This window comes from Pseudomonas sp. BT76 TE3572 (assembly GCF_050435365.1).
GTDB lineage: Bacteria > Pseudomonadota > Gammaproteobacteria > Pseudomonadales > Pseudomonadaceae > Aquipseudomonas > Aquipseudomonas fluorescens_W.
Genome location: NZ_JBNDKE010000001.1, coordinates 1,707,213 through 1,719,885, shown reverse-complemented (window position 1 = coordinate 1,719,885; position 12,673 = coordinate 1,707,213). Strand labels below are relative to the sequence as shown.

The 12,673-nt window shown below is 53.6% G+C and carries 11 protein-coding genes; 8 read left to right on the top strand and 3 right to left on the bottom strand.

Annotated features, from left to right (window positions below):
- Positions 1-16 precede the first annotated feature (16 nt).
- Positions 17-1,501, bottom strand: a complete 1,485-nt coding sequence (locus tag ABH912_RS07730; protein ID WP_429510270.1) for a DHA2 family efflux MFS transporter permease subunit — start codon at positions 1,499-1,501, stop codon at positions 17-19.
- Positions 1,501-2,637, bottom strand: coding sequence for an HlyD family secretion protein (locus tag ABH912_RS07725; protein WP_429510269.1), 1,137 nt, complete (start codon positions 2,635-2,637; stop codon positions 1,501-1,503). Before ABH912_RS07725 ends, ABH912_RS07730 begins: the two co-directional genes overlap by 1 nt.
- Before the next feature lie 225 nt (positions 2,638-2,862).
- Between ABH912_RS07725 and ABH912_RS07720 the strand changes: the two genes are divergently transcribed.
- Entirely contained in the window at positions 2,863-3,489 is a 627-nt protein-coding gene (locus tag ABH912_RS07720) for a TetR/AcrR family transcriptional regulator (protein ID WP_429510268.1), read from the top strand.
- 8 nt (positions 3,490-3,497) lie between these two features.
- Positions 3,498-4,019, top strand: coding sequence for a G/U mismatch-specific DNA glycosylase (gene mug / locus ABH912_RS07715; RefSeq protein WP_429510267.1), 522 nt, complete (start codon positions 3,498-3,500; stop codon positions 4,017-4,019).
- Here the strand turns inward: mug and yghX are convergent.
- On the bottom strand, positions 4,016-4,903 hold the full coding sequence (gene yghX, locus ABH912_RS07710; protein ID WP_429510266.1) for a YghX family hydrolase: 888 nt from the start codon (positions 4,901-4,903) through the stop codon (positions 4,016-4,018). The genes mug and yghX overlap by 4 nt on opposite strands.
- An 857-nt stretch (positions 4,904-5,760) precedes the next feature.
- On the opposite strand from yghX, the gene ABH912_RS07705 reads away from it, so the two are divergent.
- From ABH912_RS07705 to ABH912_RS07680, 6 genes are read left to right on the top strand one after another with little or no spacing between them, the layout of a single operon-like run.
- Positions 5,761-7,194, top strand: coding sequence for an NAD(P)/FAD-dependent oxidoreductase (locus ABH912_RS07705; RefSeq protein WP_429510265.1), 1,434 nt, complete (start codon positions 5,761-5,763; stop codon positions 7,192-7,194).
- Positions 7,191-8,042 (top strand): HemK/PrmC family methyltransferase, encoded by an 852-nt coding sequence (locus ABH912_RS07700; RefSeq protein ID WP_429510264.1) that lies wholly within the window; start codon positions 7,191-7,193, stop codon positions 8,040-8,042. Before ABH912_RS07705 ends, ABH912_RS07700 begins: the two co-directional genes overlap by 4 nt.
- 22 nt (positions 8,043-8,064) lie before the next feature.
- Positions 8,065-9,336: an aminotransferase class I/II-fold pyridoxal phosphate-dependent enzyme gene (locus ABH912_RS07695; RefSeq protein WP_429510263.1), complete on the top strand. Its 1,272-nt coding sequence runs from the start codon at positions 8,065-8,067 to the stop codon at positions 9,334-9,336.
- A 43-nt stretch (positions 9,337-9,379) separates the two neighbouring features.
- The gene (locus tag ABH912_RS07690; protein ID WP_429510262.1) at positions 9,380-9,715 is read left to right on the top strand and encodes a chorismate mutase; all 336 of its coding nucleotides are present in this window, start codon (positions 9,380-9,382) and stop codon (positions 9,713-9,715) included.
- Positions 9,712-11,781 carry an aminodeoxychorismate synthase component I gene (gene pabB, locus ABH912_RS07685; protein ID WP_429510261.1) on the top strand — a complete coding sequence of 690 codons (2,070 nt, stop codon included), beginning with the start codon at positions 9,712-9,714 and terminating at the stop codon, positions 11,779-11,781. The genes ABH912_RS07690 and pabB overlap by 4 nt, the downstream gene beginning before the upstream one ends.
- Positions 11,778-12,650: a prephenate dehydrogenase dimerization domain-containing protein gene (locus ABH912_RS07680; protein ID WP_429510260.1), complete on the top strand. Its 873-nt coding sequence runs from the start codon at positions 11,778-11,780 to the stop codon at positions 12,648-12,650. The genes pabB and ABH912_RS07680 overlap by 4 nt, the downstream gene beginning before the upstream one ends.
- Positions 12,651-12,673 lie beyond the last annotated feature (23 nt).

Below are 12,673 nucleotides of genomic sequence, written 5' to 3'. Positions count from 1 at the left end.
GCAAACTCCACGAAAACTAGTTGGTCGGAACGGGCTTGCGAAGAAAGACAACCAGTGGGCTGATCACCAGCATCGCGAACATCAAAATCTTGAACTGGTCGACCACCGCGATAAAAGCAGCCTGGCCGGTGATCATTTCGTTGAGCCCCGCCAGTGCTTGCAGGGACGTCGGTGCGGAATGCGCAGCGGCGCGATACGGCGTCAGGTTACTGGCCAACGCCATGTGCATCGCTTGCGTGTTGTTGAAGAAAAACAACTGCACAATCGCAACGCCGAGGGTGCTGCCGTACACGCGAGACAGATTGAAAAAACCGGTGCCTTCAGGGCGCAACGTCGGGTCGAGTGTGCTGAACGCGACCTTGGTCAGCGATGGCATCAGCATGCCGATGCCAATCCCCTGGATCGCACCCGCCACCGCCACGGGCGACCAGTCCATCAACGGCGAATAGCCGAGCATCAACCAGTTGGCATAAATCACCACGGCGACGCCTGCGGCCACGAACATTCGACGGTCGAAACGCTCGGGAACACGCCCCATCAACAGGAATGCACCGACCAGCCCGATCCCGCGCGGAATCGTCAGGGAACCCGTGGTGTCAGGCGGGTAGCCGAGAATCTCGTCGAGCATTGGCGAGGTCAGCGCCATGGTCGACAACAGCACGAAACCCACGGCGAAAAAGATGACGGTCGACAGCACGAAATTGCGGTCTTTGAACAAACGCTTGTTGAGGAAATGCACCTTCGCAGTCAGTGCATGCACAGCGAACAGGTAGAGCCCCAGTGCACAGCCGATCGCTTCCAGCCAGATCTCGGTCGAGGAAAACCAGTCCAGGCGTTCACCGCGATCAAGCAACATTTGCAGGCTGATCAAACCCAGCGTGAAGCTGCCGAAGCCAAAGAAGTCGAACGAGGGACGTTTCTCGGCCTTCTTCTCGGCCAGCAACAGCGCCATGACGAGGAAGATAAATGCCGACAGCGGAAGGCTGATGTAGAAGATCGGGCGCCATCCGAAATGTTCGCCGACCCAACCACCGATGCTCGGGCCGCTGACGATGCCGAACAGCACGATGGCGGTCCATGTTGCGCCAAATTTTGCACGCTTCTCGAGTGCCAAGGTCTCCAGCGAAATCGCCATCGACAGCGGTGCCAGCACGCCACTCGCCAGGCCTTGGATAATGCGCGCGCCAATGAATTCCAGTGGCGTCGTTGCCTGCGTAGCGAGCAGCAAGCCCAGGACGAAGAAGGCCAGCGCAGCTTGATAAACCAACTTCAAGCCATAGCGCCCGGCGAGCCATTGCGCAATCGGCATCGTGATGGCACTCGCCGCGAGGTACGAGGTGAATATCCAGCCCGCCTGGTCGTCGGTCATCGACAGGCTGCCCTGAATCAACCTGAGTACTGCATTCGGAAGCGGCAGGTTCGCCGACTGCATATAAGTCGCGAGCAGCGCGGCGAACCTTAACGTTCCCGCACCTTGAGGTCCGGCATGATTGGCGTTCATCAGAAGTTACCTGCGGTCAACAGCGCCTTGAGCGGATGCCACCAAGGCGTGCGATACCCGGTATCGACCTTGACCGTGGCGCTGGTGCCCGAGAAAAGGGGCAGGGCAGGGTCCACCTCATCAAGTTCGAGCCGAACCGGTACCCGCTGCACAACCTTGACCCAGTTGCCGGTCGCGTTTTCAGGCGGCAGCAGGGCGAAGTCCGATCCGGCACCGGGGCTCATGCTGGTCACGTGCGCTTTGAAGGTGTGATCAGGGTACGTATCGATACTGATGGTCGCTTCCTGGCCTGGACGCATGTGGGTCACGTCGGTTTCGCGGAAGTTGGCCTCAACCCAGATCTCGCGGTCGGACAGCAGTGCAAAGGCTGGCGCACCGTTGTTGACGTAGTTGCCCACCTGCAAATCGTCGACCTTGGCCACGATGCCATCGTCCGGCGCATACACCGTCGCGTACGAGAGATACAGTTGCGCCTCGTCGAGCTGAGCCTTGGCCTCGCGAACCGTCGGGTGGATATCGGCCTCGATGTTTGGATTGCCGTTCAGTGCAACGACCGTGCTGGCGAGCTGTTGTTCGACCGCTGCTATTCGTTGCCGGGCAACTTTAACGTCAGTGTCGGCGCGCTCGTAAATCGAGCGCGAGACAAACTCTGTAGCGACCAGCGCCTTCTTGCGGGCAAAATCCCGTTGGTCGAAATCGGCCGACTCTTTGGCCGATTGCAGTTCGGCCTGCTGCTGGCGATAGCTGGCCTTGAGGCCATCGATGCGCAGCCGCGCGACGCTCAACTGTGCTTGTGCACGGTCAACGGCGATCTGCAGCGGTTTCGGATCGATCCGAAACAGAACCTGGCCCTTGTGAACAGGCTGATTGTCCTCAACGGCGATCTCGACAACTTGCCCGGAAATGCGCGCGTTGATCGATGCCTTCGCCACGCGGGCGTAAGCGTTATCGGTCGAAACAAACGGCTCGCCCGCCACATAGTGTGCGTACCCAACCGCAGCGAAGAGCAGAGGAAAACCCACCATCAGCACTGGCCGTAATTTCTCTTTAAGCGGCTTCTTGATGGGCGAATCAGACGGGTTCGGCCCTGGATGCTCGAAGGTCTGTGTAGCTGGGATGTCGAACTGTTTGGTCATGATCGAATGCACCTATTAACCGGGAAGTCGGGCTAACACCCACAAAAACAGCCATACCGTGTGCGGTCAGGAGGATCGCTCCGCCGCCTCTGTTTCGTCGCCGCAATACCCAGTTCGAGCTCCGCTACAACAAACCTGCAAACCAAGGAATTTCTGGTTCCTTAATTTTGTGCGATGGTGTAAGAATATCCCCCGACCCATCTTCATTTAAGGATTTTGTACGACATGGCACAAAAAAAGATTGCAGAGGCGAAAGGCCGCGGCCGCCCTCGTGCATATGACCCGCAGACAGCGCTGTTGCAGGCACTTGATGTTTTTTGGAGTACCGGATATTCCGGCGCTTCTCTGGACAGCATCGCCACGGCCGCCGGCATGAATCGCCCAAGCCTCTATGCGGCATTCGGTGACAAACACGCGCTCTATATCAAAGCGCTGGAGCAGTATTGGGAGTTTGCCGCCGCTGCCATGCAGGAGGCGCTGACGGACAACGAACTGACCTTGAGCCAGGCATTGATGCGGTTTTATGAAGGGCAGTTGTCGATTTACTTCTCGGGAGATGGCCAGCCGCGCGGCTGCTTTGCGATCGGCACAGCGACGACCGAAGCCGTCGAGGATTCTGAAATACGAGACGTGCTGTCGGACCGGCTCAGCAGGCTCGATGCCGATCTCGAAACGCGTCTGCGAGTGGCCATCAGTTCCGGCGAGTTGAAAAGCGATGTCGACCCTGCCGCTCTTGCCGTACTCGCGTCATCCCTGCTGCACAGCATTTCGATACGTGCGCGCGCGGGTAAATCCCGGGCTGAATTGACCGAGCTTGCGCGCAGTGCGGTCAAAGTGATTTGCGGTGGGTAAGGTTTGCGGTGAGTGAAGGACTTGAAGATATTCTTGCCGGACAGCTAGCCGTGATTTTTTGTGGCATCAACCCAGGCATGACTGCCGCTGCCCAAGGCCATCATTTTGCGGGCCGGGGCAATCGCTTTTGGCGCACTCTGCATCTCGCTGGCTTTACGCCTGAGGAAGTGCGCCCGGAAAACGATCGGACGATCTTGCAGTATCAGTGTGGATTAACGGCCGTGGTGGAACGGCCGACGGCGCGAGCGGATCAGCTGTTTGCCGATGAATTCATCGCTGCCGCTGCGGACTTTGAACAAAAGATCGAGCGCTATGCGCCTCGCTTTGTGGCATTTCTCGGTAAAGCGGCGTATTGCGCGCTATCCGGTCAACGAGACATTGCGTGGGGCCTTCAGTCGAAGACCTTTGGCAATGCTTCGGTATGGGTCCTGCCCAATCCCAGTGGACGAAATCGCGCGTTCACCCTTGATCAACTGGTGGGCGCATACCGCCAACTCTATTTAGCAACAGGCGAGCAACCACACCATTAAGCCAGGTACCGCCGAAACCATCCCAGCGTCCGGTCCCAGGCCAGCTTCGCCGCGGCTTCATCGTATCGAGGCGTGGAGTCGTTATGAAAACCATGGTTGGCGCCGGGGTAAATGTAGGCTTCATAGGTCTTGCCCGCAGCTTTCAGTGCCTTCTCATAGGCGGGCCAGCCTTCATTGATGCGCGTATCCAGTTCACCGTAGTGAAGCATCACCGGCGCCTTGATTCGGGCGACATCCTTGGCCTCTGGCTGGCGGCCATAAAAGGACACGGCAGCCGCCAGTTCCGGATAAGCCACGGCCGCGGCATTGACGACGCCACCGCCGTAACAGAACCCGGTGATGCCGACTTTCCCGGTGGTCGCGTCATGCTTCATCAACCACTCGATGGCGGCGAAAAAGTCATTCATGAGCTTTTCCGGGTCGACGGTCGCCTGCAACTCCCGGCCTTTGTCATCGTTGCCGGGATAACCGCCCACCGACGTCAGACCATCGGGGGCGAGGGCGATAAACCCTGCCTTGGCCACACGCCGCGCGACATCTTCAATGTACGGGTTGAGCCCGCGATTCTCATGCACAACCACCACCGCCGGCACCTTGCCGGTGGCTTTCGCCGGGCGCACCAGATAACCACGGACCTGCCCGTTGCCCTTGGGGGAGGGATAGGTTATGTACTCGGCAACAATCTCCGGGTCGGTAAATTCAACTTGCTCGGCGAGCGCATAGTTCGGGCTCAGGGCGGCGAGCAGGGCGCTGGCGGTCAAGCCGCCCAAGGTGAACAACGCCGCCCGATCCAGAAACTCTCGCCGGTTGATCTTGCCGTGGGCGTAGTAGTCGTACAGCTCGAGCAGTTCCGGGGCAAAGTCTTTCGCAGTGAGACGGGTCATCTGTGCGCTTCCTCTTGGGCGGGTCAATTGCTCTGTTGGCTGGACAGCGTGAGCGATACCTATCGAGCGTAGCCGCTTACAAAAAAAGAAAGCGGGAGCGAAATTCCAGTCAGTTAAGCAATTTCAGCCGCGACACTTTTTTGTAGCAGCTGCCGAGCCCGCGAGGCTGCGTTCGGCTGCGTAGCAGTCGTAAAATCAGTCATTGCGGTACGTCAGGCATACCGCGTCAGCCGGATTCACGACTGCTTCGCAGCCGAACGCAGCCTCGCGGGCTCGGCAGCTGCTACAGATTGCGTTACGGCTTAACTGACTGGTGTCAGGCCGGAGCCTCTTCTTCTGTTCCCTCTGCTTACGCCCTCGACTGCTTGTACGCGCGCCGGAATTTATGCAACAGCGGTTCAGTGTAACCATTGGGTTGTGCGCCCCCCTCAAACACCAATGCGCAGGCCGCTTGAAACTCAAATGACGCCACTAGGACGCGGCTGCCTGAAACTAACTGCCATCGATCGTCGCCAGCTCACCTGCGACAAAGCTCGAAGCGTCAGGCGGATAGCTAAGTTTTCACACAATCTGTGATGGTCGATTTTTTTTGGAGGTATAAATTTTTATTAATTCGATAATTATTACTACATTTGCATAGGCTGCTGTTTTTAAAAAAGTTAACTGGAAGTCCGTGGTTTAAGCGGGGAGGTCAAGATTTTTAGTTCTACGACAAGATGTGTGGAATTATTTCGAAGATACAATATGAAACAAATAGTCGGTTGAATCGTAATGTAACGAAATTATAGAAATGTTCTGCTTTCCAGCGAGAAAAGTTGATTTTTCTTACATTGCGGGTAATCGTCCGAGGTCAAAACATGGAGTTCGACGTCATTGTTGTAGGTGCAGGAGCAGTTGGTGGGTCAATCGCGTATGAGTTGTCTACGCGTGGTTTAAATGTCTGTCGGGTCGGTAAGACTGATCGTACAAATGCAGCGTCAAAGGCTGCTGGAGCGATGAATGGATGTTTCGGGGAGGTAACAAGCGGCCTGCTGGCAAGTGATTTTGGTCGATTGAAACTAGACATGGACCGAAAAGCTCAACACTTGTGGTCAAGTTGGGCGGAGCGCTTGGCAATTTCTTCAGGTGATTTCAGTTCGTTGTTTACCGCGATTGGGACCCATGTGCTGCTCAACACCGCCGGCATGGATGAGGTGGACAGCGTTAACTACGACACCATCGAGAGAACCCTTCGTGAGTATGGTGAGCCGTTCGAAACTGTTGATCCACGCAAAATGGAGTGGCTGAAGCCCAACCATCTGGTTCGCCCTTTGCGTGGGCTGTACATACCAAACGAGCATTCCGTGAATTCTCATCTTTTGCTGGAGAAGCTGGATGCTGCATTTGTCTCCGAGGGCGGCGCTCTGAAAAATGAGAACGCCCAACGTGTGTTGGGTGAGGGTGGGGTAGTCACCGGCATTGAGTTATGCGATGGAGAGGTTCTTTGGGCTAAAAAAGTTGTGATTGCGGCAGGCGTTCAATCTTTAGACCTGCTTAGTGATTTCGACGAGCTTGTAAAGAAAATTCCACCGTTGTTCAGTGGATATGGCGTTTCAATTCTCGTGAAAATGCCAGAAGGGGTTGAGTTGCCGAGTTCTGTCATACGGACGCCAAATCGTGCTTTTGCGTGCGGCTTGCACTGTGTCCCTCGTGGGGACGGCGTCCTGTATCTGGGAGCTACCAATATAATTTCCGAGCAGCCTAAACAACAGGCTCTCATATCGGATGTTCAGTTTTTGCTTGACTGTGCTGTTGATCAATTGAACTTGGACCTTCATGGTGCTGAAATCATCTCCATACAGGTTGGCAACAGGCCAATTCCGGCAGATGGTTTCCCTTTGATTGGCGAGTGCGGCATCGAAGGTCTTTGGCTTGCAACAGGTACCTACCGAGACGGCCTGCACCAATCACCATTGCTGGCGCGGTATATAGCTGATTGTCTTACCGATATAGAGACTCCCGATCTAGATCTCAGCCCTTTCAAACCTGTGCGTGCTCCGTTATCTGGGTTTGCCCGTGAGAATACGGTCAAGGAAACGGTACAGCAGATGTTTGCCACAGGATATGAGTATCGTTGGGATATAAAACCTTACTGGTTTCCTTTGCTGGATGAAGGACTATCGCGTAATTACGAACAACTTATAAATGACTTGCATCCGTCATTTACGCCTCCACCGGAGTTGGTCGCATTCTCCTATCTGTATGAGTCAATTTTGAAAAGACTTTCGCAGTATTACAAGGAGTGGTCATGAGTCTTACAGATCGTGAGTATCTTGCTATTAGTCAGGCACGGGCTATGTTGGAATCGTCTGGTGTCTGGGACTTGGAAGCCGATTTGAGTTGTCTTATAGATCGCTATATCGAACGGGTGGATAAAAGCCGTGCGCTCGATGAATTTATGATGGCGGTTAAAGAACGCTGTAACCGAATTCCTCTCGGGCATATTGTTGGCATGGTCGAGTTTGACGAAATGCCACTGGTGGTCGGTAGCGGCGTGTTTATCCCTCGCCCTCACAGCAAAATCATTCATAAGTGGCTGGAGACCAGTGCTGCGCTGCCACCGGGAGCTAGTGTCCTTGATTTGTGTGCCGGAAGCGGCGCGATTGGCTTGGCGATCGCACGGCGCAGACCGGATCTGAAAGTGACATGCGTGGAGTTTGATGGGATAGCGATGCAGTACCTCAAACGCAATATCGATCGACTGGCCTGCAAGGGGGGGCAGGTCAATCACTTGCAGGCAGACATTCGCGACAAACAGGCATTCACGCGATTCAAAGATCAGGTTGGTTTGATTGTCGCTAATCCTCCGTACGTCCCGCAGTCCCAAGAGTTGTTGCCTGAATGGAGCGATCACCATCCACGGGAGTCGGTCTATTCCGGGGTCGATGGGCTTGAACTGATACGGCAAATCATCTCGCTCGCGAACCAGTTACTTAATCGTGAAGGTTGGCTAGTCATTGAGCATGGCGAGGAACAGGCCAGAGCAGTGCGTGAACTGTTCGAGCAGAGTCAACTGACAAATACACAAACTGTAATCGATAAGGAAGCGTCCGACGCCTCGGGCAGCTCAGTAATGACCATCGGATGCAAATCTCATTGATTTTCAGAAAGGAGCTTTAGCTATGGATGTGCAAACGAGACAAGACTGGATGAGCATTCGTCGCGGCAACACCACTGGTGCACTGGCGAAGGCTTACGAGGAAGGGCTGACAGGTTTTACCGTTGCGAGTCGTGTGGGTAAGCACATTACCTTGCAGGACGGAGGCACATTCACAGAGTTTGTTTCCTGTTCGTATTTGGGCTTGGAAACCCACTCGGTATTGATCGATGCCGCACACCAGGCTATGGAAACTACCGGGCTGCACTTGTCGTCTTCTCGAAGTGCAATGCGCCCAAGTTACCTCCCTCAACTGGAGGAATTGCTTGCTCAGATTTACAGCGGTAGCGGTGTTGCGGTGTTTACCTCTACCAGCAGTGTCCATTTAGGTGTTTTACCGTTGCTCGGGAGTGGTTCGTTGAGTGGGTATCCGGTCAAAAAACGAATCCACTGGCTGATGGATAAAACCGCCCATGCTTCGATGCAGGTACTCAGGGGGATTTTGGAGCAGTTCGGACCTGTTTCTAGAGTCGAGTCCACCAGCCAAGAATCAATGACCACAGCGCTGAAAGTCTGCACCGACAAAGGTGAAACTCCTGTGCTCTTGATCGATGGAATTGGTTCGATGAGTGGTCTTGTACCCATCGCCGAGCTCTCTCGGCAGCTAGAGTCGGCAAAGGGATACCTATACGTAGACGATGCTCATGGTATTTCGATCGTCGGACGTCATGGTGCGGGATATGCCTTTGCAGCGGTTGATCACTCATTACCTGCAAATATTATTCTGGCAGGATCTCTCTCCAAGGCATTTGGTGGTGCGGGTGGTTTTGTCGTGGTTTCAGATCCACGGGATGTTGAAGTTATCCGAACCCTGGCCAATCCACTGATATTTGGTCATTCCATTATGGTGCCCATGCTGGCGGCTAACGTTGCCTCGGCGAAAATCCATCTCAGTGAAGAGATCGATATGCTGCAACGGCGACTTTGGGAAAATGTCGCCCTATTAGATTCCCTCACCGACAACCAGTTGCTCAACGCAGGTATCCAGTCACCTGTCAGAGGAGCCTTCTTTGAAACAGAGGAGGCCGGCTTGCATGCTGCGAGAACCCTGCGTGACCAAGGCATGCTGCTCTTTCCGGTGTTTTACCCAATCATTGCCAAAGGCAAAGCGATGCTGCGTTTTGCAATTTCAGCAGACCACAGTGGCAAAGACATCAAGTTATTGGGGGCTGCTCTAGGGGCTATGACGAGCAAGGGGTTATGGACGCCTGCTATCAATGAGCGGGATCACGCCTGACTGACGACTCTCTACCAGAAATTGGCAAACGGAGGTGCAGAAAATGAAACAACAGGGACAGTTGTCACAGACAGGCACGTCTAACATTTTGCAGCCGCAGCGGGAGCGGCTTGACTCGATAAATTTGCAAGTTGTCGACTTGCTTTCTGAGCGAATGAAAGTGTGCATGGACATTGCCGAGCTCAAAGCCGTCCATGGCATTGCGATGATGCAACCCGGACGAATTTCCTACGTGCTCGATATGATTAAGACTAGATCGGAGGCGGTCGGGTTGAGGGCAGAATACACCGAGTCGATATTCAAACTGATAATAGAAGAGACGTGTATTCAGGAAGACGTCCTGATCAATCAGTGTCTGACTGAGGGGCGACCTTCATGAAAATATTGCTGATTGATAACTTTGATTCCTTCACCCAGAACATTGCTCAGTATTTGTATGAGGTGACAGGAGTTTGCGCAGATGTAGTAAAAAATACCTTTTCGTACAATGAATTGGGCATCGAAAAATATGATGCTGTAGTACTGTCGCCCGGTCCAGGGCACCCCGGTCAAGAGGCTGATTTCGGTGTGTGCGGTGACGTCATCCTCCGCTCTCCTGTCCCGTTGCTTGGTATTTGTCTAGGACACCAAGGCATCGCTCAATTTCTTGGGGGGACTGTGGGGTACGCTCCCAGCCCTGTGCATGGCTACCGCAGTCGGATTACTCATTCCGGTAAAGGGCTCTTTCGAGATTTACCGAAGCAATTCGAAGTGGTCAGATACCATTCGTTGATGTGTACCAGCCTACCAGCGGAGCTCCAATGTACGGCTTGGACGTCTGAAGGTGTGGTCATGGCAATTGAACATATCACTAGACCGGTTTGGGGTGTCCAGTTCCACCCCGAGTCCATCGATTCAGAATATGGCCATGCGCTATTGAGCAACTTCATACGCATGGCGCTGGAACATAACGTCAGTGCTAGAACTCACTTAGAATCCGACATGGAATGTACGTCATCGAAAGATGCATACGTCGCAGTAGGGGGGATGCTGAATATGCAGCTTTCCTACCGCGAGTTTTCCGAATGCACGGATCCACCAGCGGTATTTTCAACGCTCTATGCAGATGATAGTTATGCTTTTTGGTTAGACTGCGAGAAGTCGGAAAGACCTAATGCTCGCTACTCGATCATGGGTAGTGGGGACGCGCAAGGAGCGATAAGGCTTGCGTACGATGTAAATGATGAGTGCCTGAAACTTGAGGGCCCCAAGGGTAAAAAAAGCATCAAAGGAGACTTTTTTACTCTGGTTGCACAGATCTTCGAAGCTGTGCAGGTGGCAACACCTCAGTACTTGCCGTTTGTTTTCAAGGGTGGTTTTGTTGGCTACCTCGGTTACGAATTGAAAGCACTGGCGGGTGGGCGAAAAATTTACCGTTCGGTTTATCCGGACGCTTCATTCATGTTTGCGCCTCATTTCTTTGTCTTTGATCATCATGAAAACAAGGCCTATGAATGCCTGATGACTGCGACTGGCGATGCTGTTGTTTGGCCGACCTTACCTGATTTTCTCCATCGTAATGATGAGTCAGCGGGTCATTGCAGTTCGTTTATTCCAGGTGCCGTAGATCAGCTGAAACTCACGCTTGAGGACGGGCCAGATGATTACATCAGTAAAATAAATCAATCTCTAAAGTACATCTCCGATGGAGAGTCGTACGAAATTTGCCTGACCAATAGGGCAAAAATGGCGTACAGCGGTGCGCCTTTGAGTGCTTATTGGCGAATGCGCCAGGCTAGCCCCGTACCCTACGGTGCCTACCTTTCGTTTGCAGGATTTTCAGTATTGAGCGCTTCGCCCGAAACCTTTCTCAGAATCGATGACAGCGGATTGATCGAATCCAGACCGATCAAGGGAACCAGGCCGCGTAGTAAACAACTCGCAGAGGACCAAATACTGCGGGATGAACTACGTAAATCGACCAAGGACAGGGCCGAGAACCTAATGATTGTCGACTTGGTGCGTCATGATTTGAATCAAGTGTGCCGCCCAGGGAGCGTTCATGTTCCTGAGATTTTCTCAGTGGAAAGCTTTTCCTCGGTTCACCAACTTGTCTCAACGGTTCGTGGGCACCTTCGCTCTGATATTTCAACGATCGAAGCTATTCGAGCTTGTTTTCCGGGAGGCTCAATGACGGGAGCTCCGAAGAAACGCACGATGGAAATTATTGACGTATTGGAGTCCTCTGCCCGTGGTGTCTACTCAGGCGCTTTAGGCTGGTTATCTTTCAGTGGTGGAGCGGAGCTGAGTATTGTCATCCGAACGGCAGTGCTCCAGGGTAACGAGGCGAAATTTGGAATTGGTGGCGCGATTGTTGCGCACTCTGACCCACAGCAAGAGCTTGAAGAAACGTTGGTCAAGGCTAGCGTGCCTTATTACAGTTTTGCCGCAGGGAGCGAATCATGATGAGCGACACGGTTGTCGTGTTGGGGGGAGCGGGTTTGGTTGGCTCACTGATCAGCCGCATTCTTATGCAATATGGATATGATGTCCGGGTGGTGGATCGAAGGCCTCCCGAACAGGAAAGTGGCTTCTATGAAGTCGATGTCACAAGTCCGTTCAGCAACACCGGGCACATTTTTCAAGGGGCGGTGGCAGTGGTCTTTGCATTGCCCGAAACCGTGGCTATTCGAGCAATACCTTGGGTTGTTGGCTCCGTTTCGAACGATGTTGTATTCATACCGACTTGTTCTGTTCAGGAGCCTTTTTACAGAGCATTGAAGAATGCTTCGTCCCAGCAGCCTTTCGTCGGCGTCAATCCGATGTTTTCACCCAAGCTCTCCGTTCAGGGACGCACCGTTGCAATTTGTCTGGAAGATGGCGACTCGCCTTCGACTTTCATCGAACAGCACTTGATGGGGGCTGGGATGAAGATAAAGCGAATGACGCCGGTGGCCCATGATGAACTCATGGCGCTATGTCAGGCGCTGCCCCATGCCGCAATTCTCGGTTTCGGTTTGGCGTTGGCAAGGTCGTCACTTGACCTGGAAAGCGCTCTTGAAGTGATGCCACCACCGATGCGGACAATGATGGCGTTGCTGTCCCGGGTTCTGGTCAATCCGCCTGAAGTCTACTGGGACATACAGCTAGAAAATGACCAAGCCCACCACCAACGCGCCGCGCTGGCGGAAGGGATGGAGCGCTTGATGAATAATGTCTCTAATCAGGATTTTGACGAGTTCAGATGCGACTTAAGGGGCGTTTCAAATGCTTTGGGTAGTCGTTTGAACTCAGGGGCTGTTGATTGTCAGCACGTATTTTCGTTACTGAACTGACCGAGCCCTCGCCATGGAAGCGC